Source organism: Rhodococcus sp. MT28, assembly GCF_058792695.1.
In genome coordinates, this window is the sequence record NZ_JBXAFD010000003.1 from 121032 (window position 1) to 147320 (window position 26289).

The 26289-nt window shown below is 63.0% G+C and carries 25 protein-coding genes; 18 read left to right on the plus strand and 7 right to left on the minus strand.

Annotation, left to right across the window (positions count from 1 at the left end):
* Window positions 1-23: 23 nt before the first annotated feature.
* Entirely contained in the window at window positions 24-569 is a 546-nt protein-coding gene (locus tag AC1Q6C_RS13310) for an alpha/beta fold hydrolase (RefSeq protein ID WP_003942671.1), read from the plus strand.
* A gap of 77 nt (window positions 570-646) precedes the next feature.
* On the opposite strand, the gene mtr is transcribed toward AC1Q6C_RS13310, so the two are convergent.
* Both mtr and AC1Q6C_RS13320 read right to left on the minus strand, forming a co-directional pair.
* Window positions 647-2023, minus strand: a complete 1377-nt coding sequence (mtr, locus tag AC1Q6C_RS13315) for a mycothione reductase (RefSeq protein ID WP_230359772.1) — start codon at window positions 2021-2023, stop codon at window positions 647-649.
* The gene (locus AC1Q6C_RS13320; RefSeq protein ID WP_030535628.1) at window positions 2020-3069 is read right to left on the minus strand and encodes an alpha/beta hydrolase; all 1050 of its coding nucleotides are present in this window, start codon (window positions 3067-3069) and stop codon (window positions 2020-2022) included. The genes mtr and AC1Q6C_RS13320 overlap by 4 nt, the downstream gene beginning before the upstream one ends.
* A 146-nt stretch (window positions 3070-3215) precedes the next feature.
* Here AC1Q6C_RS13320 and mqo point away from each other — a divergent pair, with 146 nt between their 5' ends.
* From mqo to AC1Q6C_RS13370, 10 genes are all read left to right on the plus strand, one after another.
* The gene (gene mqo / locus AC1Q6C_RS13325; protein ID WP_003942820.1) at window positions 3216-4754 is read left to right on the plus strand and encodes a malate dehydrogenase (quinone); all 1539 of its coding nucleotides are present in this window, start codon (window positions 3216-3218) and stop codon (window positions 4752-4754) included.
* Between the two features lie 11 nt (window positions 4755-4765).
* On the plus strand, window positions 4766-5242 hold the full coding sequence (locus tag AC1Q6C_RS13330) for a GNAT family N-acetyltransferase (protein ID WP_003942808.1): 477 nt from the start codon (window positions 4766-4768) through the stop codon (window positions 5240-5242).
* Between the two features lie 224 nt (window positions 5243-5466).
* Window positions 5467-7428 carry a magnesium chelatase subunit D family protein gene (locus AC1Q6C_RS13335; RefSeq protein WP_230359773.1) on the plus strand — a complete coding sequence of 654 codons (1962 nt, stop codon included), beginning with the start codon at window positions 5467-5469 and terminating at the stop codon, window positions 7426-7428.
* A gap of 21 nt (window positions 7429-7449) precedes the next feature.
* A complete protein-coding gene (cobO, locus tag AC1Q6C_RS13340) occupies window positions 7450-8064 on the plus strand; it encodes a cob(I)yrinic acid a,c-diamide adenosyltransferase (protein ID WP_003942784.1) in 615 nt (204 codons plus the stop codon).
* Window positions 8058-9434: a cobyrinic acid a,c-diamide synthase CobB gene (locus AC1Q6C_RS13345; RefSeq protein WP_230359774.1), complete on the plus strand. Its 1377-nt coding sequence runs from the start codon at window positions 8058-8060 to the stop codon at window positions 9432-9434. The genes cobO and AC1Q6C_RS13345 overlap by 7 nt, the downstream gene beginning before the upstream one ends.
* A complete protein-coding gene (locus AC1Q6C_RS13350; protein ID WP_037130389.1) occupies window positions 9418-9831 on the plus strand; it encodes a cobalamin biosynthesis protein in 414 nt (137 codons plus the stop codon). The genes AC1Q6C_RS13345 and AC1Q6C_RS13350 overlap by 17 nt, the downstream gene beginning before the upstream one ends.
* Window positions 9828-11054, plus strand: a complete 1227-nt coding sequence (gene cobA / locus AC1Q6C_RS13355) for a uroporphyrinogen-III C-methyltransferase (RefSeq protein WP_047271356.1) — start codon at window positions 9828-9830, stop codon at window positions 11052-11054. Before AC1Q6C_RS13350 ends, cobA begins: the two co-directional genes overlap by 4 nt.
* Window positions 11055-11113: 59 nt before the next feature.
* Window positions 11114-12580: an MFS transporter gene (locus AC1Q6C_RS13360; RefSeq protein ID WP_042925809.1), complete on the plus strand. Its 1467-nt coding sequence runs from the start codon at window positions 11114-11116 to the stop codon at window positions 12578-12580.
* Between the two features lie 80 nt (window positions 12581-12660).
* Entirely contained in the window at window positions 12661-13089 is a 429-nt protein-coding gene (locus AC1Q6C_RS13365) for a CBS domain-containing protein (RefSeq protein WP_007735005.1), read from the plus strand.
* Between the two features lie 35 nt (window positions 13090-13124).
* Window positions 13125-14633, plus strand: a complete 1509-nt coding sequence (locus AC1Q6C_RS13370) for a protein adenylyltransferase SelO (RefSeq protein WP_230359775.1) — start codon at window positions 13125-13127, stop codon at window positions 14631-14633.
* A gap of 12 nt (window positions 14634-14645) precedes the next feature.
* On the opposite strand, the gene yaaA is transcribed toward AC1Q6C_RS13370, so the two are convergent.
* Window positions 14646-15389, minus strand: a complete 744-nt coding sequence (gene yaaA / locus AC1Q6C_RS13375) for a peroxide stress protein YaaA (RefSeq protein WP_230359776.1) — start codon at window positions 15387-15389, stop codon at window positions 14646-14648.
* A 55-nt stretch (window positions 15390-15444) separates the two neighbouring features.
* Here yaaA and AC1Q6C_RS13380 point away from each other — a divergent pair, with 55 nt between their 5' ends.
* The 5 genes from AC1Q6C_RS13380 to AC1Q6C_RS13400 all read left to right on the plus strand — a co-directional run bounded on the left by AC1Q6C_RS13380 (window position 15445) and on the right by AC1Q6C_RS13400 (window position 21188).
* Window positions 15445-17190, plus strand: coding sequence for a proline--tRNA ligase (locus AC1Q6C_RS13380; protein ID WP_492666651.1), 1746 nt, complete (start codon window positions 15445-15447; stop codon window positions 17188-17190).
* Between the two features lie 79 nt (window positions 17191-17269).
* Window positions 17270-17941: an O-methyltransferase gene (locus AC1Q6C_RS13385; RefSeq protein ID WP_030535622.1), complete on the plus strand. Its 672-nt coding sequence runs from the start codon at window positions 17270-17272 to the stop codon at window positions 17939-17941.
* Window positions 17942-17963: 22 nt separating this feature from the next.
* On the plus strand, window positions 17964-18623 hold the full coding sequence (locus tag AC1Q6C_RS13390; protein ID WP_003942804.1) for a rhomboid-like protein: 660 nt from the start codon (window positions 17964-17966) through the stop codon (window positions 18621-18623).
* A 58-nt stretch (window positions 18624-18681) separates the two neighbouring features.
* Window positions 18682-20412 carry an acyl-CoA dehydrogenase family protein gene (locus tag AC1Q6C_RS13395; RefSeq protein ID WP_230359777.1) on the plus strand — a complete coding sequence of 577 codons (1731 nt, stop codon included), beginning with the start codon at window positions 18682-18684 and terminating at the stop codon, window positions 20410-20412.
* A complete protein-coding gene (locus tag AC1Q6C_RS13400) occupies window positions 20409-21188 on the plus strand; it encodes a nuclear transport factor 2 family protein (protein WP_030535621.1) in 780 nt (259 codons plus the stop codon). Before AC1Q6C_RS13395 ends, AC1Q6C_RS13400 begins: the two co-directional genes overlap by 4 nt.
* A gap of 75 nt (window positions 21189-21263) precedes the next feature.
* Here the strand turns inward: AC1Q6C_RS13400 and AC1Q6C_RS13405 are convergent, their stop codons facing one another.
* Window positions 21264-21689, minus strand: a complete 426-nt coding sequence (locus AC1Q6C_RS13405) for a pyridoxamine 5'-phosphate oxidase family protein (protein ID WP_003942732.1) — start codon at window positions 21687-21689, stop codon at window positions 21264-21266.
* Window positions 21690-21848: 159 nt separating this feature from the next.
* Between AC1Q6C_RS13405 and AC1Q6C_RS13410 the strand changes: the two genes are divergently transcribed.
* Window positions 21849-23141, plus strand: coding sequence for an MFS transporter (locus AC1Q6C_RS13410; protein WP_042450882.1), 1293 nt, complete (start codon window positions 21849-21851; stop codon window positions 23139-23141).
* A gap of 91 nt (window positions 23142-23232) precedes the next feature.
* Window positions 23233-24189, plus strand: coding sequence for a DMT family transporter (locus tag AC1Q6C_RS13415; RefSeq protein WP_007735024.1), 957 nt, complete (start codon window positions 23233-23235; stop codon window positions 24187-24189).
* On the opposite strand, the gene AC1Q6C_RS13420 is transcribed toward AC1Q6C_RS13415, so the two are convergent.
* The 3 genes from AC1Q6C_RS13420 to AC1Q6C_RS13430 all read right to left on the minus strand — a co-directional run bounded on the left by AC1Q6C_RS13420 (window position 24151) and on the right by AC1Q6C_RS13430 (window position 26207).
* Entirely contained in the window at window positions 24151-24984 is an 834-nt protein-coding gene (locus AC1Q6C_RS13420) for an SDR family NAD(P)-dependent oxidoreductase (protein WP_230359779.1), read from the minus strand. The two genes, AC1Q6C_RS13415 and AC1Q6C_RS13420, sit on opposite strands and share 39 nt — an antisense overlap.
* Window positions 24981-25478 carry a nuclear transport factor 2 family protein gene (locus AC1Q6C_RS13425; protein WP_007735030.1) on the minus strand — a complete coding sequence of 166 codons (498 nt, stop codon included), beginning with the start codon at window positions 25476-25478 and terminating at the stop codon, window positions 24981-24983. Before AC1Q6C_RS13425 ends, AC1Q6C_RS13420 begins: the two co-directional genes overlap by 4 nt.
* A gap of 93 nt (window positions 25479-25571) precedes the next feature.
* The gene (locus tag AC1Q6C_RS13430) at window positions 25572-26207 is read right to left on the minus strand and encodes a TetR/AcrR family transcriptional regulator (protein WP_003942694.1); all 636 of its coding nucleotides are present in this window, start codon (window positions 26205-26207) and stop codon (window positions 25572-25574) included.
* Window positions 26208-26289: the final 82 nt, after the last annotated feature.

Consider the following 26289-nt stretch of genomic DNA (forward strand, 5'->3'; position numbering starts at 1 on the left):
TGGATCGCGTACCGTTTCCAGACATGGAATTGACTCGAGTAGCGGTGGGCAGTGGTTCGTGCACCGTTCGGATCGACGGGCCGGTCAGCAAGCATGCGGTACTCCTGCTTCCCGGCAAGGGCGACCCCGTCGACTTGTACGACGATGTGTGTGAGCGACTGCACCATTCGGATCTGCGGACCGTCGCGGTGGAATCGATCGAGAATCTCGACGAGACCTCGGCAGTGGTACTTCTGGACGAGTTGAACATCGCCTGGGTGAACCTGGTCGGTCACCGGGAGGGCGCCGATCTCGCGTGGCTGTTGGCTGCACGTCAGTTCGGCCGCTTCGCGAGTTTGATCGCCGTGGACCGTGGACATCCGTCGGCCAGCGATATTGCCGGCGTACCGCCGGTCGAGGTTCCGACCACCGTAGTCGTGGGCAGTGGAGGTCGGGCCATCGCCGACGCCAGCGGTCGTTTCGTGTACTCCGACTTCCGCGTGACGGAACTTCCGGGTGTCGACGACGTCGTCAAGTCGGCACCGGCCGAACTCGCAACCGAGATCGTGCTGCGTACCAGCCCCTGGTGAAACTCTGACCGACGAAAAGGCGGGCACTCCCATTGCGAGGAGTGCCCGCTTTTTCGGCGTCATAAGGGCTGCGGGGCTCAGATGTCGAGGCCGAGCAGCGCGTTCTCGACCACTTCGGCCAGGGCCGGGTGGATCCAGTACTGGCCGCGCGCCATGTCCTGAGCTGACAAACCGAAGCTCATCGCCTGAATGAGCGGCTGGATGACGGTCGGAGCCTGCGTACCCATGACGTGGGCGCCGAGGATGCGTCCGGTGCCGCGCTCGGCGATCACCTTGCAGATGCCCTCCTGATCCTCCATCGCCCAGCCGTACGCGACGTCGCCGTAAGCCTGCACCTTGACGGTGATGTCGAGCCCGGCGTCGCGAGCCTGCTTCTCCGTCATTCCGACGTCGGCGATCTGCGGGTCGGTGAACACGGCTGCCGGTACGAAGCGGTGATCGGTGCTGCGAAGCCCGGACGTGTCCTTCCACGCGTCCTGGAGCAGGTTGTGCTGAACAACGCGCGCTTCATGGTTGGCGACGTGCTTGAGCTGGTACGGCGAGGAGACGTCACCGAGTGCGAAGACGCCCTCGGCGGTGGTGCGTTGGTATTCGTCGACCACGATCGAGCCCTTGTCGTCGAGTTCGACGCCGGCCTTGTCGAGACCGAGTAGGTCACCGTTCGGCTGACGACCCACCGCGACGAGGAGAACGTCACCGGAAACGACTGTGCCATTTGCCAGTTCGACGGCGATGTTGTCGCCATCGCCGCGTACCGACGTGAGGGGGGAGCCCAGATGGACGTCCCACTTCTGTTCGGCCAACTCGGTGAAGCGCTCGGAGATCTCGTCGTCGAGGTGCCGCAGCAGCCGCTGGCTGCGACCGATGATCGACACGCGAGAACCCAACGCGGAGAACACGTGTGCGAACTCGGTGGCGATGAATCCGGAGCCGACGATCACGAGGTGCTCGGGAAGTTCGGGCAGTCGCATGATGTCTTCGTTGGTGTAGTACTTCACACCACTCGACGCGATCTCGTCCGGGACGATCGGACGCGAACCGGCTGCGATGACCACCTGGTCAGCGGTGATCGTCTCGCCGGTTCCGGTGTCGATCGTCTTGTCGCCGGTGAACGTGGCGTGGCCGCGGTAGACGGTGGTGTTGGGACTGTCTTCGCTGCGGTACCGCTCACCACCTGCAGAAATGGGATCGATGCGGCCGAAGACGCGCTTGACGATGTCGGACCAACGAACGCCGTCGAGCGTGGCGTCGACGCCGTACTTCTCGGCAGTGGTGACGGTGCGTGCCACCTCGGCGGCGTAGACGAACATCTTGGTCGGGATACACCCGACATTGAGGCACGTTCCGCCGAAGGTGCCCTCTTCGAGGATTGCGATCTTCTTGCCGTCGAACCGCGCGTCTGGCAGCGAGTTTCCGGATCCGCTGCCGATGATTGCAAGGTCGTAGTGCGTCACTGCGCGATCTCCTGTGTGTTGCTTGCTGTGCTTGCCGAATTTTCTGCGGCCGGCGTGAGGTGGCCGTCGAGCCACTCCAACCACAGGTCGAGTTCGGAAAAGGCTGTGGCCAAGGGCTTCTCGGTCGAAAGGAACACGTCGTGACGGGCGCCGTCGATCGGGACTATGGTGGTGCGATCGCCGAGGCAACCGGCCCAACGTGCGATCTGCTTGACGTCGAGCACGGAATCGGCGAGGTCGACGCTCGGGTTGTACGCCTTCGCGAACTGTGACTTCTTCGAGCGCAGAATCAGCGCGGGCACTCCGATGTCGAGGCCGCGGTGAAGTTTTGCGTGACCCGCTCGGACGGCCCGCATCCAGCCGAAGGTAACGGGGCAGCCGGCCAGTGGCTTCCAGTCGAGGTTGTAATCCCAGACGCCGTTGGCCGAAACATGAAGACTGGAACCGTAAGTCGGTAATCCAGTTCCCGGGATCACCGTCTTCGCCGATACCCGTCCGAGCGCATCGATCGCCGTAGTACCGACGTTGCGCACCACTGAGGGACCCTGAAGGTCGAACCAGGGGCTGTTGAGTACCAGCCCGCAGATTCCGGCGCCGTCGCTGCCACCGGGCTTGCGCTGCAAACGGTTCAGCCAGAGCGGAACGATCAGACCGCCGGTGGAGTGCGCCATGAGCAGCACCTCGCTGCCCTCGGTCTCGCTGCGGACGATGCGCAGCGCTTCGTTCAGTTCGGCGTCGTAGAGCGCAAGGTCGGAGACGTAATGAGCTGTGTGCCCCGGTTTGAGGGAGCGGCCGCACTTACGCAGGTCGAGTGCGAAGAAGGCGTAACCCTGCTCGGCAAAGTGCTCGGCGAGGTGCTTCTGGAAGAAGTAATCGGTGAAGCCGTGCACGTACAAAACGGCACGGTGTGTCTTCACCGCCTCCTTCTGCGGTTGGTAGCGGACCAGTGTTGCGTCCACCTCGCCTTCGCCGTCCGGATCCGTTCCGAGCGGGATCGTCAGCTGCTGATATCCGTCACCGAGGACGTCTGGAACCCAAGTAGTCACAAATCACAATCTAATCGTCGTTTCGAGTGCGCGTTGTAGAGCACAATTGGGGGTGGTGAACCGCGCGTGTACGCACGGGTAACCTATTCGGCGTAACACAGCAGGCGGATGCGCGCACGGCTAATGACAAGGAAGTCGATTCTCCAGTGTCGAATCAGAACGCGGTAGAGACGAAGACGGATGTAGTGCTCGTGGGCGCAGGCATCATGAGCGCCACGCTGGGTGCATTGCTGCGCCAGCTGCAGCCCGATTGGTCGATCTCGACCTTCGAGCGGCTCGATGCCGTCGCAGCCGAGAGCAGCGACCCCTGGAACAACGCGGGAACCGGTCACTCAGCCCTGTGTGAGCTCAATTACACACCTGAGAACTCGGACGGCACGGTCGACATCAAGAAGGCCGTCAACGTCAACGAGCAATTCCAGGTGTCACGCCAGTTCTGGGCACACGCGGTAGAGCAGGGCGTCCTGACACAGCCCAAGGAATTCATCAACCCCATCGCGCACGTGAGCTTCGTTCACGGTGAGGCCAACGCCAAGTATCTCCGTGCTCGTTACGACGCACTTGCCGGCCACACGCTCTTCCGCGGTATGGAGTACATCGACGATCCGGCCGAGTTCAGCAAGCGTTTGCCGCTCATGGCCAAGGGACGCGACTTCTCCGATCCCATCGCCCTGAACTGGAGCCAGGACGGCACCGACGTCGATTTCGGAGCGCTCACCAAGCAGCTCATCGGCTACATCGGCAAGACCGGCGGCAAGATGTACTTCGGCCACGAGGTCACCAACCTGACCCAGAACTCGGACAAGTCCTGGACCGTCAAGGTCACCAACCGTCGCACCGGTGAAAAGCGCACCGTTCGCTCGCGCTTCGTGTTCGTCGGTGCCGGTGGCGGCGCCCTGCACCTGCTGCAGAAGTCGGGCATCAAGGAAGCCAAGGGCTTCGGTGGCTTCCCGGTCAGCGGTGCCTTCCTGCGATGCACCAACCCCGAACTCATCGACCAGCACAGCGCCAAGGTCTACGGCAAGGCTGCCGTCGGCGCCCCGCCCATGTCGGTGCCTCACCTGGACACCCGTGTCATCGGCAACAAGCCGGGTCTGCTGTTCGGTCCCTACGCTGGTTGGTCGCCGAAGTTCCTCAAGCAGGGTCGCGTCACGGACCTGCCCGGCTCGGTCAAGCCGAACAACATCCTCTCGATGCTCGGTGTCGGTGTCAGCGAGCTCGGCCTGGTCAAGTACCTGGTCAGCGAGCTTGCCAAGAACGAAGCCGGTCGCATCTGGGATCTGCGTGAGTTCGCGCCCAAGGCGCAGGCCCAGGACTGGGAACTCATCACCGCGGGCCAGCGCGTCCAGGTGATCCGCCGTGCCAAGGGCAAGGGTGGTGTCCTCGAATTCGGTACCGCTGTGGTCGCCGCTGAGGACGGTTCCATCGCCGGCCTGCTCGGTGCTTCGCCCGGTGCGTCCACGGCCGTCCCGGCGATGCTGGACGTACTCGAGCGCTGCTTCCCGACCGAGTTCCAGGGTTGGAAGGGCAAGCTCCGCGAGATGGTTCCGTCCATCGGCGTCAAGCTCACCGACAACGAAGGCCTGTTCAACCAGGTCTGGGATTGGTCCTCGAAGGTTCTCGAGCTCGATTCCGCCGGTGCTTCCGAATCGGCTCCGGTCGCGGATACCGCCGCGACTGTGTGATAGTCCAACCCATGACGGCAACAGCAGCTTTGAAGCGTTCATGGGCACTCGATCTCGACAACAAGACGTTCTACGAGTTGTTGAAGCTTCGAGTGGAGGTCTTTGTCGTCGAGCAGGCTTGCCCGTATCCCGAGTTGGACGGGCGGGACCTGCTGACGGAAACACGCCACTTCTGGCTCGAGCAGGACGGCCAGGTGGTGTGCACGCTCCGGCTGCTCGAAGAGCACGACGACGGAAACAAGAGCTTCCGAATCGGACGCCTGTGCACGTCGCGTCAGGCTCGCGGCCAGGGCCACACGACCCGCCTCCTGCAGGCCGCACTGGCCGAGGTCGGCGAAGCGCCGTGTCGGATCAACGCCCAGACCTACTTGGTCGAGATGTACGCCAAGCACGGATTCAAGGCTGACGGCGAAGAGTTCATCGAAGACGGCATCCCGCACACCCCGATGCGTCGTGGTGGGGGAGAGCCTTTCGTGGCCGTCAGCTAGTTTGTCGGAGAATTGACCCTGGTCGGCTCGTGGGAAAGCGAGCCGACTAGGGTTTTTTCGATACCGAATGTTCGCGGGGAAGTCCTGTTCGATCCAGGCGCGGTCCCGCCACTGTGAAAGATCTCTCCTCTACCGATAAACCGGGAGATCTCAGCCAGGTTGCCGCGACATTCGAGTGCAGCCAAATTCTCGGCGAGGAAACCGAGAGGTGGAGGGATATCGACGTGCGAAGTGAAGAAGATCGACCAGTGGCGGGCTTCCCGTTCAGTGCTGTGGTCGGCCAGGATCAATTGCGATTGGCGCTGATCCTGTGTGCGGTGCATCCAGGGATCGGCGGGGTCCTGGTTCGCGGTGAGAAGGGAACTGCCAAGTCGACGGTCGTGCGCGCGCTGACTGCGCTGCTGCCCGCGGTCGACGACGCCGGAACGACACGACCGGCCCGCTTGGTCGAACTGCCCGTGGGCGCCACCGAAGACCGGGTGATCGGTTCGATCGACTTGGAGAAGGTTCTGCGTGACGGTGAGCGCGCATTCCAACCTGGACTGCTCGCCGCCGCTCACCAGGGTGTTCTGTACGTCGACGAGGTGAATCTGCTTCACGACCACCTGGTCGACGTGCTTCTCGACGCCGCGGCGATGGGTCGGGTTCACATCGAGCGTGACGGCATCTCACATTCGCATCCGGCCAAGTTCGTACTCGTCGGCACGATGAATCCCGAAGAGGGAGAACTGCGTCCGCAACTTCTGGACCGTTTCGGTCTGGCTGTCGACGTCGCCGCGTCCCGCGACGTCGACATTCGCATGGAAGTGGTGCGTCGCCGACTCGACTACGAGCGTGACCCCGAGGCATTTGTCGCTCGGTACGTATCCGCCGATGAGGAGTTGGCGTCCGAAATCCTCACGGCGCGTGAGAAATTGGACTCGGTCGAGCTGAGTAACCGCGAACTGCGTCGTATCGCCTCGCTGTGTGCGTCGTTCGACGTCGACGGTATGCGCGCGGACTTGGTGCTGGCGCGCACCGCGACGGCCCACGCTGCCTGGCGTGGCGACAGTGAAGTCACTGCGGAGGACGTACGAGTAGCGGCGGAACTGACGCTGCCGCATCGCCGCCGCCGCGATCCGTTCGACGAGCCCGGCTTGGATCAGCAGCAGTTGGACGATGCGCTCGAGCAGGCCGACCAGGATGCTCAGTCGCAGGTAGACGACGACGCGCGCGACGGAGAGCCCGAACCTCCCGAGAATCACGAAGACCGTGGCCCGGAAGATGGCGGCTCCGATGACGGCGGTCCCGGACACGAAGGGCCGGACGACGACGGGCCTGACGACGACGGCCCGGACGACCCTGACGGACCTGGTGGGGGAGTACGCGCCACCGATCGCCCCTCGGCTCCACCGGCCGGCGAATTCAAGGCCAAGCTCCTCGAAGTTCCGGGAGTCGGTGAAGGTGCACCGGGACGACGCTCGCGGTCCATGTCGTCCCGTGGACGAGTTGTGCGGTCCACGCGGGAGCGTGGGCACGGATTGCATCTGACGAGCACGGTCTTTGCCGCAGCCGAGTCTCAAGTTGCCCGTGGTCGCACCGCTGGACGGTTGCGGCTGGCACCCGCTGATCTCCGCGGCGCGATACGTGAAGGGCGAGAAGGCAATCTGATCGTCTTCGTTGTCGACGCGTCGGGGTCGATGGCAGCACGCGACCGCCTCTCCGCGGTCACCGGTGCGGTTGTCTCGTTGCTCCGCGACGCCTATCAGCGCCGCGACAAGGTCGCCGTCATCACCGTCCGTGGTCGTGAAGCGGAGCTCGTACTGCCGCCGACATCTTCGGTGGACATCGCTGTCCGTCGCTTGCAGTCGATGCGTACCGGCGGCAAATCCCCACTCGCAGAGGGATTCCTGCGTGCTCGCGAAGTGGTTCTGCGTGAACGACTTCGTGACCCGCAGCGTCGCGCCCTCGTCGTCACACTCACCGACGGCCGGGCTACCGGCGGCAAGGACGCGCTGCACCGCGCCCGCGTCGCCGCGCATCTTCTCGCCGACGCGTCCGTCGCGTCCATCGTCGTCGACTGCGAGACCGGCCTCGTGCGTCTGGGGCTGGCGGCCGAGTTGGCGCGAGAACTACGTGGCGGATACGTCCGCCTCGCCGAATTGTCAGCGCAGCAGGTCGCGGGTGTCGTCCGCGCCGCAGCCTAGATCCCAGTTCAGGAGTTCACGATGCCCAAGGGTGTTCCCGAGACAGTTCCCGACGACGGTCTGACCACGCGTCAGCGTCGTAACGCGCCGGTACTTGCCGTGCACACCGGCCCGGGAAAGGGTAAGTCCACCGCCGCTTTCGGCATGGCGCTGCGTGCCTGGAATCAGGGGTTCGACATCGGCGTGTTCCAGTTCGTGAAGAGTGCCAAGTGGAAGGTCGGAGAGGAAGCCGCGTTCCGCGCGCTCGGAAACCTGCACGACGAAACCGGCGTCGGTGGGCCGGTGCAGTGGCACAAGATGGGCGAAGGTTGGTCATGGACACGCAAGGCCGGTAGCGAGGAAGATCATGCTGCTGCCGCTGCGGAGGGTTGGCAGGAGATCGCGAGAAGGCTTGCGAGCGAGGAACATCGATTCTATGTCCTCGACGAGTTCACCTATCCGCTCAAGTGGGGCTGGGTCGACGTCGACGAGGTCGTGCAGACATTGCGTGATCGTCCGGGCAACCAGCACGTTGTCATCACGGGACGCGACGCCCCGCAGGCGTTGATTGACGCCGCCGACCTCGTGACCGAGATGACCAAGATCAAGCACCCGATGGATGCCGGCCGAAAGGGCCAACGGGGCATCGAATGGTAAGTCCTTCCACTCCGGCCGTGGTGATCGCCGCTCCTGCCTCGGGTAGCGGAAAGACTACGGTGGCAACGGGATTGATCGGCGCGCTGCGACGGTCCGGTAGCAGCGTTGCACCCTTCAAGGTGGGGCCGGACTACATCGACCCGGGTTATCACGGACTCGCGGCAGGGCGGCCCGGACGCAACCTCGACACTGTTCTGGTGGGCCCGGATCGCATCGGACCGCTCTACCGGCATGGAACCGCTGGTTGCGACATTGCCGTGGTCGAAGGCGTCATGGGTCTGTTCGACGGGAAGATCGACGAGGCAAACTCGCAGCCGTCGGCGGAGGGATCGACGGCGCAGGTCGCGTCGATCCTCGGTTCGCCGGTAGTCCTCGTGATCGACGCCCGTGGGCACAGTCAGAGTCTGGCCGCCGTACTCCACGGCTTCGCGACCTACGACGCAGGTGTGCGCATCGGCGGCGTCATTCTCAATCGCGTCGGGAGCGCTCGTCACGAGCAGGTGTTGCGTCATGCGTGCGACAAGGTCGGCGTCGCAGTGCTCGGAGTTGTGCCACGGTTGACCGAACTCGAAGTTCCCTCCCGGCATCTCGGCCTGATTCCGGCGGCCGAGCACGGCGCCGCCGCTGTGGCCGCAGTGGACGCGATGTCCGATTTGATTGCCTCGCACGTCGATCTGGGTGCTGTTCGCGCACTCGCCGCCTCGAACGTGAGTGCAGCTGTATGGGATCCGGTTGCCGACGTCGGCGCACACGCAGAGTCTCGGCCTGTGGTTGCCATGGCGGGTGGCCCGGCCTTCACCTTCGGCTACGCCGAGCACCGGGAGCTGTTGACTGCTGCCGGCGCGGACGTGCAGGTGTTCGACCCGTTGCGGGACGAGCTTCCTGCGGGAACTGCCGCTCTGGTCCTTCCCGGTGGCTTCCCGGAAGAACACGCGGTAGACCTTGCGGCCAATACCGTACTGCTGCAGCAGGTTCGCGATCTGGCGGACGGCGGTGCACCGATCCATGCAGAGTGTGCCGGTCTGCTCTACCTCGCTCGCAGCTTGGACGGTCACAGCATGGCCGGTGTGGTCGGAGTGGATGCGACGTTCGGGAAACGCCTGACCCTCGGGTATCGCGAAGCAGTCGCGATCAGCGACTCCAGCCTCTTCGACGCAGGCTCCCGCGTCACCGGTCACGAGTTCCACCGAACGTCTCTCGTCTCGGCAGACGCGGACGGTTGCGGAAGTGCGTGGGGGTGGCGGCCCTGGGACGGCGGCAGTGTCCACGAAGGGTTTGTTCGCGGTGGCGTCCACGCGTCGTATCTGCACACTCATCCGGTGGGGCAGCCCGAATCGATCGCGAAGTTCGTCGATGCCGCACGGGGATGACCTCTGTATCGGCGTGGGATTCACGACGAGTGTCACCGCGAAGGACATCGTCGCTGCGGTGAAGGCTGTGCCCGCGGCGCAAGGGAAGATCGTGGTACTCGCCACTGTGGCGGCAAAAGCTGAGTCTTCGGCTCTTCTGACAGCGGCCCATGAACTGAACGTCCCGATTGTGAGTTTCGCCCCGGACGTACTTGCGCGAGTTCAAGTTCCGTCACCATCGCCTCGCGTCGAGAACGCCGTCGGAACGGCAAGCGTCGCGGAAGCGGCTGCGATCCTTGCGTCCGGGGGCGGCCGACTTGTGCTGGCCAAGACTGCCAGGGATGGAGTGACCGTGGCCGCGGCCCGTAAAGTTCCCTCCAGCTTGACCAATTCTGACAACGAAACGGAGTGCGAGTGAGCGAGTCCACCGCAGACGAGACCAACTACCTGGTCGGCCTCAACCTGACCGATCGACGCGTGGTCGTGTTCGGTGGCGGCACTGTGGCTCAGCGCCGACTCGGACTGCTGGTCGCCTCTGGTGCCCGCGTTCACGTCATCAGTCGCGCGTTCACTCCAGCCGTCGAAGGTATGGCCACTGCCGGTCAGATCACGGTCGAAGAGCGTCCGTACGCCGACGGCGACCTCGAAGGTGCGTGGTACGCCATCGCCTCGACCGACGAGCCGGAAACCAATGCGGCGATCGTCGCCGAAGCGGAGCGTCGCCACATCTTCTGCGTGCGCGCCGACAACGCGAAGCACGGCACCGCCGTCACTCCCGCCAGCGCCGAGTACGACGGTATGAGCATCGGAATTCTGGCGGGCGGCGATCACCGTCGTTCGGCAGCGGTCCGCACCGCCGTCGTCGAAGGTCTTCAGTCGGGCGTGCTCGCCGATACGGCCGAGCCTGCCGCTGCGGGTGTTGCTCTCGTCGGTGGTGGCCCCGGTGATCCCGATCTGATCACCGTGCGCGGACGCCGTTTGCTCGCCCGCGCCGACGTCGTCGTGGCCGACCGATTGGCTCCGCCGGAGTTGCTCGCCGAACTGGGTCCGGACGTAGAGGTGATCGACGCCGCGAAGATCCCGTACGGCCGTGCCATGGCTCAGGAGGCCATCAACGCCGCGCTGATTGACAACGCGAAGGCAGGCAAGTTCGTGGTCCGCCTCAAGGGCGGGGACCCGTACGTCTTCGGACGGGGATACGAAGAACTCGAAGCGTGTGCCGCTGCCGGCGTTCCGGTGACCGTAGTGCCCGGAATCACGAGCGCGATCTCGGTCCCGTCGGCCGCAGGCATCCCGGTCACCCACCGCGGGGTCACCCACGAGTTCGTCGTCGTCAGTGGGCACGTGGCTCCGGATCATCCGGATTCGCTGGTCGACTGGTCGGCGCTGGCCAAGTTGCGCGGCACGATCGTGCTGCTCATGGCGGTCGAGCGCATCGATCAGTTCGCGAAGGCACTCGTCGACGGTGGACGCCCGTCAACCACGCCGGTCACCGTGATCCAAGAGGGCACTCTGCGCACCCAGCGTGAACTTCGGGCCGATCTGGCGACCGTTGCTCAGCGCGTCAAGGACGAGGAGATCAAGCCTCCGGCGATCATCGTGATCGGGCCGGTCGCGGGCTTTTCCGTCGACGCTGGGTAACGTGAAGTCTTGTGTCTGATTCCCTGAGATCCGAAAACGCTGCTGGGTCCGAAAACACCATGACGAAGTACCCTGTGGCGACACGGGCATTCGGACTGGCGATCATCGTCTTGAGCGGTATGCAATTGATGATGGTGCTCGACGGCACGGTGGCGTCGTTGGCCTTGGCCCGGATCCAGGAGGATCTCGATCTCAGCGACTCCGGTCGGAACTGGGTCATCACTTCGTATGCATTGACCTTCGGCGGACTGATGCTCTTGGGTGGCCGGTTGGGTGACACCTTCGGGCGGAAAAAGGTGTTCCTCAGCGGAGTCATCTTGTTCACGCTTGCTTCCCTCGCATGCGGCTTGGCCACCAACGAAGCGATGTTGGTGGCGGCCAGATCAGTTCAAGGCGTCGGTGCAGCAATCGCCTCGCCTACGGCGTTGGCTCTCGTGGCGACGACGTTTGCGCCCGGCCCCGTCAGGAATCAGGCTATCGCGATCTTTGCCGCCATGACCGGAATCGGTTCGGTGACGGGATTGATCATCGGCGGTGCACTTACCGAGGTGTCATGGCGGTGGATCTTCCTGATCAACGTCCCCATTGGACTGATGATCATCGGTTTTGCATTCAAGGCCCTGGTCGAAACTGGAGCCGAGCGACTGAAGTTGGATGTGCCAGGGGCAATTCTTGCCACTGTGGGCTGTACCGGAATCGTCTTCGGATTCACCGAAGGTCCCGAGATGGGTTGGACCAGCCCTGCAGTGTTGGGTGCTCTCGTCGGCGGAGTCGCGCTGTTCGTCGTCTTCCTACTGGTCGAACGGCGCGCCGAGAATCCACTGCTGCCGTTCAGCCTCTTCAAGAACAAAAACCGCGTCTTCACGTTCATTTCACTCGCGTTGATAGGTGCCGTGATGTTTTCGTTGGCGCCGTTCGTGGCGCTCTTCGTCCAGGACATCCTCGGATACAGCCCGCTCCACGCAGGTCTCGCGTTCGTGCCCTTTGCATTCGGGCTGGGAGCGGCAGCATTCGTCGCGTCCAAACTTGCAGTTCGCGTACAGGCACGATGGCTGATCGTGACGGGTTCGCTGCTGACGTTCGTGGGACTCCTGTACGGGTCGACCTTGGACGAGACGACCACCTATATGGGCAACCTGTTTGTCCTCGTCGTGGGAATCGGCTTCGGTGTGGGTTTGGCCGTCGTTCCCCTCCCGCTGTGTGCTATTGCTGGCGTGGGCCCACAGGACATCGGGCCATTGACCGCGATTGCACAGGTTGCTCAGGTACTTTTCGGTCCGGTCGGACTGGCGATCGTGGGGGCGATGGCGACGTCCCGGACCCTCTCGCTCGGCGGCGTGAGCGGAGTCGCTGCAGATATGACGCCCGCGCAGCTGTCAGCGCTGAGCGAAGGCTATGTCTTCGCGCTCTTCGGTTGCGCGATTTTCGCGGCGCTGGCCGCGATCTCTGCGCTGTTCATCAAATTCACTCCCGCTCAGGTGGCCCAGGCACAGGCTGCGGAGAAGGCAGCTCAGGGAATCGCCTGATCAGTCCTGTTTTTCCGCTTCGCTAGCCGATACGATCGTTGCAGGACGTGCCGAGAGTCTCGACGGATCGGGGTGCCGTGATGCGGATCGCGGACATATTGCGAAACAAGGGCAACAGCATCGTCACGATCGACGCCCACACGACGGTCAACGGGCTGCTGTGCGATCTTGCCCGCCACAACATCGGAGCCATGGTGGTGGTCGACGACGATGCGGTGGTCGGCATCATTTCCGAACGCGATGTCGTTCGACGCCTGCACGAGCGTGGCCCGGACCTTCTCGGGATCCAGGTTTCCGAGGTCATGACCGCTCTGATGTACACGTGCGTTCCGGCAGACGCAGTGGACAGCATTGCCGCGATCATGACCGAGCGTCGAATCCGGCATCTGCCGGTGATCGAGGACGGCAACCTCCTCGGCATCGTCAGTATCGGTGACGTGGTGAAGAGCCGCATCGACGAGCTCAAGAGCGAACGCGATCAGCTCGAGTCGTACATCGATCAGGGCTGATCGATAGGTTGTCGCACGGTGACTACTCTCCTGTGATGGCCGCATTCCAGGAATCCACAGCAGACACGGTCACCATCGTGGCCGGCCTCGAGAGCACGTTCGCCGACGAACTCGGCGCTCTGACGGTGCCGTGGCAAGGTGCTGCCGCCCCTGACCCGCAGTTGCTCGTGGTGAACGAGCAGCTGGCTGCGTCGTTGAGATTGGACGTAGCAGCGCTGCGAAGTGTGGACGGGATCGGCGTCCTGTCCGGGTCGACGGTGCCGGACGGGGCCACACCGGTGGCGATGGCGTATGCGGGTCATCAGTTCGGTGGGTATGCACCAATTCTCGGAGACGGTCGGGCGTTGTTACTCGGCGAACTCGTCAGCAGTGCCGGGCAGCGAGTGGACTTGCATCTGAAAGGCTCCGGGCGCACACCGTTCTCTCGGGGCGGCGACGGGTATGCGGTCGTAGGGCCGATGCTGCGCGAATATCTCGTCAGCGAGGCGATGAATGCCCTCGGTGTCCCCACTACGCGCGCGCTGTCGGTGGTGGCGACGGGCCGAGACGTTCGCCGCAACGGCGCAGAACCCGGTGCCGTGCTTGCACGGATCGCGTCGAGTCACCTACGCGTTGGGACCTTCGAGTTCGCGGCCAGGCAGGGCGAGGTCTTGCAGTCGCTCGCCGATTACGCGATCGCCCGGCACTATCCGGAGCTGACCGAAGTGCCGGCAGCGGGTGCACACAATCGGTACCTGAGGTTCCTCGAGGCGGTGGTCGAGGCGCAGGCGTCACTGGTGGCGCGGTGGATGCTCATCGGTTTTGTACATGGAGTGATGAACACCGACAACACGACAATTTCGGGGGAGACCATCGATTACGGTCCGTGCGCCTTCCTCGACGCGTTCGATCCGGCGGCAGTGTTCAGCTCGATCGACAGCGGCGGCCGCTACGCGTTCGGCAATCAGCCCGCTGTACTGAAGTGGAATCTGGCGCGCTTGGCAGAAACACTGTTGCCGCTGATCGATTCCGCACCCCACAATGCGATTTCCGCGGCGTCGGCAGTTCTCGAGACCTTCGACGAGCGCTACGAGGGACACTATGCGGCCGGTCTCGCGGCAAAGATCGGTCTGGCCCAGCCGTTTGTCGATCGGGCGCTCGTCGACGATCTGCTGACGTTGTTGGCGGAACACGGAGCTGATTGGACAGGCAGTTTCCGCGCACTCGCGGACGAATTGCGCGGAAATTCGGCGCCTCTCGACCAACTCGTGCCACGGGAGCACATCGCGCCCTGGTTGCAGCGGTGGCAGGGAGCCCTGACCGAAAACGGACAAGGGGCCGCGGAGACCGCGAGCGCGATGGATCGCGTCAACCCGCTGTACATTCCGCGTAATCATCGGCTCGACGCTGCCCTGCGCGCCGCGACCGACGGCGACCTCGCTCCATTCGAGAAGCTGCTGGAGGTTGTCACGCATCCATTCGACCGACGCGACGAGTGGGCTGACTACACCGAGGCGGCTCCGCGGTCTTTCAGCGAGACGTTCCAAACCTTCTGCGGCACTTGACAGACGAAGCCATCAATCCGTCAGGATGATCAGTTCACGCTCCGACGCGATTTCCACCCGCAGGCCGGCCTTCGACGCCACCCGCGCGACACCCTTGATGTCGGTCGGTTCGGCGCGCGAGACCACCAGCGCACGGGCGAGCAGACCCTTGTGGTGCTTGTTGAAGTGACTGACCACCGTCCGGGTGCCGTCCGGCTTCTCGGTGAGGACCGTTGCAATCAAGGCCTCCGGAACGGGACCGAGGTCTTGGTACGTACCCGATCGCAGATCGACGACCAGCCCGTCGGCTTCGGCAGCCAACGCCTTCGGCAGTTCCGGCTTCCACAGGGAGCGGAGCGTGCCCATTCCGGGCAGCTTGGACCCGCCGGAAAGGCGGTAGGCGGGGATCAGATCTCCTGCGCGGACAGCACCGAACAGAGCGGAACCAATGGCGATCCGATCGAGCGCCTTCGCCTTCTGGGTGCGGGTGAACGACTTTGCGTCGAGGGCGTCGAAGAGCACGCCGGTGTAGCGCTGTAGTGCGGGCCGCGTCGCGGACACCCACAGCTTGGCATTGCGCTCCACTTCGTCTGCTTGCGTCGGGCCGAGCCCGAGCGCTTCGCACGACGCCTCGACGTCAGCGGCCAGATCGACCAGCGTCTGAACCAGCAATTCGCGCGTTTCGGTCAACTGGGGCATCGACAGTTCGGCCAGATCGAGGGGCGCATCCTTGCCGCCGTCGGACTTGGTTTCTGAGGGAGGCAGCAGTACAAGCACGCTGTAACCGTACCGAGGCCCGCTCGGCCGACTGCGGCGACTATCCTTACACCTCGTGATTACCCGTCTGTCCCACCTGTTCCTGCGTACCCTGCGTGACGATCCCTCGGACGCCGAAGTTGCCAGCCACAAACTGCTGGTTCGTGCCGGCTACGTGCGTCGTATCGCTCCAGGCGTCTACTCGTGGTTGCCACTGGGATTGCGGGTGCTGCGCGAGGTAGAGCGTGTTGTCCGCGAAGAAATGAATGCCATTGGCGGACAGGAAATCCTGCTGCCTGCGCTGCTCCCGCGCGATCCCTACGAAGCGTCGAACCGCTGGACCGAGTACGGCCCCAACCTGTTCCGCCTCAAGGACCGCAAGGGCAACGACTACATGCTCGGCCCGACCCACGAGGAGCTCTTTGCTCTGACGGTCAAGGGTGAGTACAACTCCTACAAGGACTTCCCGGTCACCCTGTACCAGGTGCAGACCAAGTACCGCGACGAAGAGCGTCCGCGTGCCGGCATTCTGCGTGGCCGCGAGTTCTTGATGAAGGATTCCTACTCCTTCGACCTGACCGACGAAGGCCTGACGGAGTCGTACCAGGCGCATCGCGGCGCCTACGAGAAGATCTTCACGCGTCTGGGCGTCAAGTACGTCATCGTCTCGGCCACTTCCGGTGCGATGGGCGGCAGCGCGTCCGAGGAGTTCCTTGCCGAGAGCGAGATCGGCGAAGACACCTACGTCCGCTGCCTCGAATCCGGCTACGCCGCCAACGTCGAGGCCGTCAAGACTGTTGTTCCCGATTCGATTCCGTTCGACGGGCTGCCCGAAGCCAAGGTGTACGACACCGCGAACACACCCACCATCGACACCCTGGTGGACTGGGCGAACGGCGCTGATCTCGGCCGTACCGTCACCGCCGCCGACACACTCAAGAACATCATGGTCAAGACCCGCCTGCCCGGTGGCGAGTGGGAACTGCTCGGTATCGGCATCCCCGGCGACCGTGAGGTCGACGAAAAGCGCCTCGAGGCTTCGCTGGAGCCGGCCGAGTTCGTGATGATCACCGAGACCGACTTCAAGAACAACCCGTTCCTGGCCAAGGGTTATATCGGCCCGAAGGCGCTGCAGGCCAACGGAGTTCGCTACCTTGTCGACCCGCGCGTCGTCGACGGCACCAGCTGGATCACCGGCGCCGACGAAGACGGCAAGCACGTGGTCGGCCTCGTTGCCGGTCGCGACTTCACCCCTGACGGAACCATCGAAGCCGCCGAGGTTCGTGACGGCGACGCCTCTCCCGATGGAGCCGGCACGCTGGTCTCGGCTCGCGGTATCGAGATCGGGCACGTCTTCCAACTCGGCCGCAAGTACACCGACGTCTTCACCGTCGACGTCCTCGCCGAGAACGGCAAGCCCGTCCGCCCGACCATGGGTTCGTACGGCGTCGGCGTCTCGCGTCTGGTGGCCGTCATTGCCGAGCAGCACCATGACGAGAAGGGTCTGCGTTGGCCCGCTGAGGTCTCACCGGCCGACGTTTACCTCGTCATTGCGAACAAGGACGAGACCGCTCGCGAAGGCGCCGAAGGCCTCGCCGCGCAGCTCGACCGCGCGGGACTCGAAGTGATCCTCGACGACCGCAAGGCATCGCCGGGCGTGAAGTTCAAGGACTCCGAGCTGATCGGTGTTCCGCTGGTCGTTGTCGTCGGCCGTGGTTGGGCAGACGGCAAGGTCGAGATTCGCGACCGCTTCACCGGCGAGAGCCGTGAGATCGACGCCAATTCAGCGATCGAGGAGATCATCGCCGCAGTTCGCGGCTGATTCGAATAGCTGTCCGGGCCGCCGCAGTCACCTTCCGAGGTGTCTGCGGCGGCCCTTCTTTTCTGCCACAATCGTGGCTATGGAACGCGAACCGGATTGGGCAGAAGTCGACGGCTATCTCGTTTCCACGTTGGTAGGTGAAGATCCGGTTCTCGACGCGGCACTCGCCGCCAATTCCGAGGCAGGTCTCCCGCCCATCGACGTGGCGCCGAACCAGGGCAAGCTCCTCAACCTTCTGGCGCGAATGTGCTTGGCGCGCAATGTTCTCGAGATCGGAACGCTCGGCGGATACAGCACGATCTGGCTCGCTCGCGCGGTCGGTCCCTCGGGCCAGGTCATCACGCTGGAATTCGATCCCACCCATGCGGATGTCGCTCGGGCAAATATCGATCGCGCCGAACTGGCTGACCGTGTCGACATCCGCGTCGGGGCCGCGCTCGACAGCCTCCCGTCGATCGCGAAGGAAGAGTTGGGACCTTTCGACTTGGTCTTCATCGACGCCGACAAGGAGAACAACACCGAGTACGTGCGGTGGGCGTTGGCCCTTTCGCATCCCGGAACCGTCATCATCGTGGACAACGTGGTGCGTGGGGGACATGTGTCCAACCCGGATATCGACGACGAGCGCGTCAAAGCGAGTCGAGCGGTGTTGGAGATGATCGCGGCCGAGCCGAAACTCGACGGCACCGCCATTCAAACCGTGGGTTCGAAGGGATGGGACGGGTTTGCCGTTGCAGTAGTGAACGAGTGAGCGCAGACTCGAAGCGGTGAGGATGCTGGGGGCAGCAAAGGCGGCATGGCGATGGGTGCGCAGTGCTCCCGGTACCTACGTCTGGTTGCTGGCCCTGCTGTTCACCACACTGTTCCTGCGGCATCTGCCTGACAATGTCGAGGAGCGTTTTCTCGGCAAGCGCTCGACCAATCTGCATCACCTGGCCGAAGACCCGCTACGAGTCCTGTTCTCGAGTGCCTTCTGGCTCGAAGGTGGCGGTTGGTTGGGATACCTGGTTCTCTTCACCATCTTTCATGCAACGGCTGAGCGTTGGCTCGGGACGTGGCGGTGGTTGTGTGTTGTCGTCATTGCCCACGTCGGAGCCACGTACATCAGCGAAGGTGTTCTGTACGAAGGTATTCGGCACGGATACGTGGCGGAGTCGGCGGTCAACACTCTCGACGTGGGTGTGAGTTACGGTCTGGCCGGCGTCATGGGGATTCTGGTATATCGAATCGTCGATCCGTGGCGATACGTCTATCTCGCGGGGTTGCTGCTCTTCTATGGTGTACCTCTGATTTTCGCCACCAATTTCACCGCCATCGGCCACATGTCTGCGTTGTTGCTCGGGTTGGCGTGCTACCCGATCACGCGCGCTCGGGCCGGCACGTGGAATCCGATGGACCTGTGGCATTCGCGAAGAATCGCAGGTCTTCCATGAATCGCACCGCGGAAAGTTACCCGCTGGTAGTTTAGCGTCATCGACGAAAGGTAATGACGTGTCTGGCACCGATGGATTGCTCTTCAACCCCCATACTTACGACCCCGCTCAGTTCGATCCGGAGACCCGCCGTTTGCTGCGAGCCACCATCGAATGGTTCGAGAGCCGCGGTAAGAAGCAACTGCTTCAGGACGACCTCGACGCCGTGTGGGTGGCCGACTTTCTCGAATTCGTCGGCAAGGAGAAGTTGTTCGCGACGTTCCAGACTCCGGCGGCATTCGCCGACGGTGACGAGAACCGTCGTTGGGACGGTGCCCGCAACGCGGCCTTGAGTGAGATCTTCGGTTTTTACGGACTCGCTTACTGGTACGCCTGGCAGGTCACGATCCTCGGACTCGGACCGATCTGGATGAGTGACAACGACGCTGCGAAGAAGCGTGCAGCGCAGGAACTTGCCGACGGTGGTGTCATGGCGTTCGGGCTGTCCGAGCGCGACCACGGCGCCGACGTGTACTCCACCGACATGCTCCTCACTCCCACCGACGGCGACGTCGCCTTCCGCGCGAGCGGCGAGAAGTACTACATCGGAAACGGCAACGTAGCCGGAATGGTGTCTGTGTTCGGGCGTCGTACCGACGTCGAGGGCCCCGAAGGCTACGTGTTCTTTGTCGCCGACAGTGCGCATCCGAACTATCAGCTCGTGGACAACGTCCTGCGCGGGCAGATGTATGTCAGCAATTTCCGCCTCGACGATTACCCGGTGCGCGAGGAAGACATTCTGCACACCGGCGTCGCCGCATTCGAGGCCGCGCTCAACACGGTCAACGTCGGAAAGTTCAACCTCTGCACCGGCTCCATCGGCATCACCGAGCATGCGTTCTTCGAGGCAATCACTCACGCGCAGAATCGAATTCTGTACGGCAATCCCGTCACGGATTTTGCCCACGTTCGCGCCGCCTTCGTCGACGCGTACTCACGTCTGATCGCGATGAAGCAGTTCAGTGCGCGGGCGGTCGACTACTTCCGCAGCGCCAGCCTCGAGGACCGTCGCTACCTGCTGTTCAATCCCATGACCAAGGCCAAGGTCACCTCCGAAGGTGAGAAGGTGGTCGGGTTGCTGCACGATGTGATCGCAGCCAAGGGATACGAGAAGTCAACGTACTTCCGCGAGGCAGCGCAGATGATCGGCACGCTGCCCAAGCTCGAGGGCACCGTCCACGTCAACGTCGGCCTGATTCTCAAGTTCTTGCCGAACTATCTGTTCAACTCGGCGCAGTTCCCGGAGATCGTCACGCGCGACGACGCCGCCGACGACGAGTTCTTCTGGAACCAGGGGCCTACCCGCGGCGCTGCGAAGATTCAGTTCCACGAGTGGAAGCCCGTCTACGAGAAGCACTCTTCGATTCCGAACGTCGCCCGTTTTTACGAGCAGGCGATCGCGCTCACCGAATTGCTCACTGCTGCAGCGCCGGACGCGCAGCAGCAGAAGGACCTCGATTTCATGCTCAACGTCGGGCACCTGTTCTCTCTCGTCGTCTACGGTCATCTGATTCTCGAACAGGCCGAGATCAGCGGGCTCGACGCCGACGTTGTCGATCAGATCTTCGACTTCCAGATTCGTGACTTCTCGGGATACGCGATCGCGCTGCACGGAAAGCCGTCGTCGACACCCGAGCAGCAGAAATGGGCCCTGGCCGCGGTGCGGAAGCCTGTTGTCGACAGTGAACGCTTCGACCGGGTGTGGCAGCAGGTCAAGGCGTACGACGGTGCATACGAGATGCGCGCATGACCGCGCCGGTGACGCGCGAGCAGTTGATGGCCGTCGTGGAGGGATCCCCGAAAGCCGTCGGCGCGCATGACCGCTCGACCTGGGTGGCCCTGTTTGCCGGCGACGGACAGGTCAACGACCCTGTAGGTTCACGTCCGCACAACGGTCAGGCGGCGATCGAGAGTTTCTACGACACGTTCATCGCCCCCAATTCGATCACCTTCCATGTCGAGCGCGACATCGTGTGCGGCCGGACGGTGTGGCGCGATCTGAGCCTCGCTACCGAGATGTCGACCGGAGTCGTTCTCGACGTTCCGATGCACTTGCGCTACGACTTGGTGGGGGAGCCCGATTCCTTGCGGATCGGAACCCTCTATGCGCATTGGGAATTGGCGACGATGTTGAGCCAGCTCGCGACTGCTGGTGTGGCGGGGGTGAAGGCGGCCGCGAAGTTGACGCCGCAGTTGCTCTCGAACCAGGGGATCGGCGGGGCGCTCGGGTTCTCGCGCGGCATCTTCGGCGTCGGAGACAAAGGCAAGAAGGCAGCGTCGCGGTTCCTCGATGCGGCCGCTGTCGGCCGAACGCCGCCGGTACCCGTCGAGCTTCCGGCGGGGACGCAGTTGTCCAACGCTGATGTCAACGCTCTGCTCACCGGCGTGACGAAGAGCAAGATGCTGGTTGCCGGTCGCACCGTGACGGCGAGCGTCATCGTGTGCGGGGAACCGGCCATCGCATTATTCGGCTTCGAGGCGAGCGGTCATCGACTCAATCGGGTGCGTTTCTTCACCGAGAGCTGACATAGAGCCCTCCACATGCGGGTCGTTCTCGGCGCCCCACTCCGCCCCCCCGAGCCTTCGCTTTTCTGAGAATTGTCAGATCGCCCCGAGATCCGCAGACAGCCAGTGCTGCGGATTCATGTAGATCGCTACCTGTTCGCCCAACTGCGATCGCGCGAATTCGAGATACCCGTCGACCTTGTCCGGAGCCAGGTAACGCCGCGAGACTTCGACCAGCATCTCGTCGGTGCCCGGAACGATCTTGTCGACGGATCCGCTGACGCTGACGTAACGGATTGTCGGATCGAGCCTTTCGGCCATCAACGAGAAATGCCCGGCCGACTCGATGAGTCGTGCCTTTCGCGAATCCTTGCCCGTGAGGATCCATGGTTTGCCACCGGGTGAGTACAGGTACCAGATCGGGACGGTCAACGGACCGCGCTCGGTGCCGTCCGCCACGGACAGCGCCCCGATGTGGGGTTCGGCCAGGAACTGTTCACGCTCATTTTCGGAGAGTGCCATTCCTCGAGATTACCGCGACGTTTGACATGGCGTTGTGACTCCGTACACAATCGATGTGCTCATTATGAACAGGCGTTCGCAATGCGAACACGTTTCGATCCGAACTACTGGATCCCAACCGGTCGCGAACGCCCACAAGCAGTGAATGTCGAGGATCCGATGACCGCACATACGCAGTCGAGTTCAATCACCGGTTCGCCTGGGGCGCGTGCCGCAATGTGGGTAGCACCGTTGTGTTGGATCGCTGTGCTTCTGGACGGATTCGACCTGGTCGTACTCGGCGCGGTCATTCCTTCGCTTCTCGACTACGACGCGTGGGGTTTGAGTACCGGCACGATTACGATGATCTCGACCTTCGGGCTCATCGGCATGACCATCGGCGCCCTCGTCATCGGCACTCTCACTGACGTCATCGGTCGACGCCGCGCGCTGCTGTACGCCGTTGCCGCATTCTCGATTCTGACTCTGTTGTGCGCAATTGCGCCCAATCCGTTCATCTTCGGGCTGCTGCGCTTCCTTGCCGGTGTGGGGCTGGGTGGCGCCCTACCGACGGCATTGGCTCTGGTCAACGAATTCTCGAAGAAACAAGGCGGTGGATCTGCGTCGACCATGCTGATGACCGGCTACCACGTCGGCGCCGTTGCCACCGCAGCGCTGGCGCTCGTCGTGATCGAACCTTTCGGTTGGCGAGCGATGTTCGTTGTGGGCGCACTTCCTGCCGTCGCCCTGATTCCACTCATGTTGCGGTATCTGCCGGAATCCCCGTCGTACCTTCTCGCTCACGGAAAGCGTGCCGAAGCCGAGGAAATCGCTGCCCGTTACGGAGTCGAACTCGAGATTGCGCCCACGTCCGAAGTTGAGCGCGCCGAAGCCGCCAATCCCGTTCGCGCACTGTTCTCTTCGAAGTTCTTGCGCAACAGCATCGCCATCTGGATCACCAGTTTCATGGGCTTGCTGCTCGTCTACGGATTGAACACATGGCTTCCGACGATCATGCGTGAGGCCGGTTACAACCTCGGGGCGTCGTTGACGTTCCTTCTGATCCTCAATGCCGGCGCCGTCGTCGGGCTGTTGATCGCCGGGGGCGTCGCGAACAAGATCGGCCCGCGGACTGCAGCCATCGTGTGGTTCGCCGGAGCTGCACTGTTCCTGGCGCTTCTGAGTGTGAAGGTGTCGTTCGGAATCTACGTGATGGTCTTCCTCGCCGGATGCTTCGTATTCAGCGCGCAGGTACTGGTCTACGCCTTCACGAGCGCCAATCACCCACCTCAGATTCGCGCGACCGCGCTCGGATGGTCGGCAGGTGTCGGCCGGGTCGGTGCGATCTGTGGCCCGATCCTGGGCGGAGTCCTCCTGGGTGCGGGTTACGCCGTGCCGTGGGGCTTCTACGCTTTCGCGCTCGTCGGACTGCTCGGAGCAATTTCTATCTCCTGCACACGGGTGCGCACCTGAAATACCAGTTTCGCTGGTTGGCGTGCTACTGCTATCGTAAAACATGAGTATGAAGAGTAGCGCTATCGTCGCGCCGCAGGAACCGCTACCGATGCCATCGTCTCGATCCGGTTTGTGGTGGGGCTTGCTCGGTGTGCTGGCGTTCTCGTTCACCGTTCCGCTCACGAGGGTCGCCGTCGCGGATCTCGACCCCCTGTTCGTCGGTGCGGGCCGCGCCGTCGTTGCCGGGGCCCTTGCGATTGTGATGCTGTCGGTTACTCGCGCGACGCTTCCGACGCTTCGGCAGTGGTTGCGCATCGCACTCGTGACTGTTGGTGCGGTACTGGGGTTTTCACTGTTCACCACGTTTGCGTTGCAGACATCGCCGGCGAGTCACGCGGCAGTCGTGATCGGGCTACTTCCCGCTGCGACCGCGGTATTTGCGGTCGTCCGAGGAAAAGAGCGTCCCAGTAAGGGATTCTGGTGGGCAAGCGCCGCCGGCGCGGTATCGGTCGTAGGGTTCGTGGCGATTGCAAACGGCGGACTCGGCTCGTTTCATCTCGCTGATCTTCTTCTGTTCGCCGCGGTGGTGTGTGCAGCGCTGGCATATTCGGAAGGTGCGTTGCTGGCCCGCGAGATCGGGTCGTGGCAGACGATTGCCTGGGCGTTGATTCTCGGACTGCCGGTCACGATTGCGTTGACGGTGGCGTCCATGGCCCAGGCTCCGGTCTCTGCCGATGTGAATTCGTGGCTTTCGTTTGCCTACCTGGGATGCGTGAGTATGTTTCTCGGGTTCTTTCCTTGGTACCGGGGTCTGGCGATCGGTCCCATTTCCACTGTGAGCCAAACACAGTTGGTTCAACCGGTGCTCAGCATTGCCTGGTCGGCGCTGATACTCGGTGAGACGTTGTCACCCTCGATCGTGGCCGGCGGTGTCGTCGTCATCGGGTGTGCCTGGCTTGCCCTGAAGGCGCGAGTGGCAGCGCCGCGTGCTGTGCCGGCACGCGACGCGACCACTGCTACTGATGAATCAGAAAAGCGGGCCGCCACCGAAGGCACTGCGGTGTGACGCCGGTTGTTTCCCGTTGGCGTCGGTGATTCCGTACTCGACGGCCGTCTCGGCGGTGATCAGTGTGTGACCGCTGCGCGCGTTCACTTCTGGATCGTTGGCCAATGCAGTGATGACTTGGCCGACGAATTCCGGGGTTTCGGCCTCGGCCAGTGAGAAGCCTTCGAAGCTCTCGATCCCACTCGCCTCCATCCGCTCGTTGCGGATCAACCCGAGCCAGAAGGAAAGTGCGGTGACGCCGGTCCCCTTCAATTCGACAGCCATGTCCGCGGCCATCTTGTCCAAACCTGCCTTCGACATCCCGTACAGCACAGAGTGCAGGTACCCGCGGGTGCCGAACGACGAGATGTTGCCGATCACTCCACTGCCCCGGGGAACCATCAACTTCGCCGCTTCCACCGAAGCAACGTAGTGGGCGCGCAGTCCGATTCCGATCAGCGAATCCCAATCGTCGATCGGCCTCTTCCAGAACGGATCGGCGAAGCCTGCATAACCCGCCGGGTTTGCCCAGACGTTGTTGACCAGAAGATCGAGGCGGCCTGACTGTTCCTCGGCGATGCGTGCAAACAGGTCGACGATCTGTTGATCGTCGGCGTGATCGCACTGCACGGCAATGCCGTGACCACTGCGCTCGGTGATCTCGGCTGCGGTGCGATCGAGTGGGCCGTCGTCGCCGACGGTTCCTCGGGCCGTCACGTACACCGTCCATCCGTCGCTTCCCAGCGCGAGGGCAATGCCCTTGCCGACGCTCCGGCTGGCACCGGTTACGAGCGCAACTTTTCCGTTCGTCGTCATCGCGGCCCACCCAACGAACCCTCGGCGATGTCAGCGTCCGGGGACAGGGGAGTGGTGATCGACCACGTCTCCGTGAAATGGCATTGACTCATTTTCCACATACCGTCCTCGATCACGTACTTGTCGTCGTATTCGCCGGTCATCAACTTCTCGGTGCGCCCGACGGTGTCGATCTGGCGGAACTGCAGAGCCCATCGCCCCACCGCCGACGTCTCCGAGGTCAGTGTGATGTCGGGATGCAATCCGTGATGCATGTCGAGGACCGCGTACCGGCCGTCGACCTTGCGAAGAGCGATCTTCTCGAAGATGTCCGCCATCGGCCCCGCGTCGTCGAAGGCGCCGAGGCGGCCGTAGTCGATCGACGCTCCGGAACGGATGAAGCTGTTGCGGAACCCAACTGGATCCTTGGCATCACATGCTCGCCAGTAGCCGTGCTTGAGCTTCTTGATTTCCTCGATCTGTTCGAGCGCGTCGAGGCGTTGTGCGAGATCCAACGTCGGTCCTTTTCGTCTGGGTTTCCCGGAGACATGTCGGATCGACTGTAGGGTGTCCTCAGTCACATGTGTGTAGTTTTTCCCAGTGACCGGTCAGGAATCGGTGTCGGTTTCGCTCGAGGATTCGTCGCCGGTGAGCGTGATCGCAGTCGAGTCGCTGAAGACGCTGCCCCAGAGCTCGCCGAGGGCTGGATCTTCTTCGGCGTGTTCGGGCGCCATCATTGCGAGCAGATTGTTGATCAGCATCCCGTTCGCGATGAACAAACGCGCTTGCTCGGGTGTGCAACCGGTGCGCTCGCGCAGCAAGGTGTAGATGCCGGACATGGCGTTCCGGGAGACGGCGGCGACATCATCGGTGCTGGTGGCGAAGCCGTGCAACATGACAAGCAGTAGATCTCGGTCGAGAACCAGCTCGCCGTAGGCGGATCCGAGTTCGGCCCAGAACTGCGGATTGCTCGGATCGATCGTGACCGTATCCAATTTGTCGTTGAAGGTGCGGACGATTTCGTCGAGCGCGCGCGTGAACACTGCGTGGAACAAATCTGCCTTGGTTCCGAACATGCGCACGACGTAGGGCTGCGAGACACCGGCTTCCTTGGCGACGGCGTCCGTACTGGTCCCTGAGTATCCACCCTTTGCGAATGCTCGCGTTGCCGCGGCAAGGACCAACGCGCGACGTTCCGGTGCGCTCATCCTGCGGGTACGTGGTTCAGCTGCACCGATCGACATGTTGACACGTTATCACCGGATAGCTTAGTTTCGACCTAAGTAATCATTCGATGCCTTAAGGCACCTTCACTCGAGGAATCAC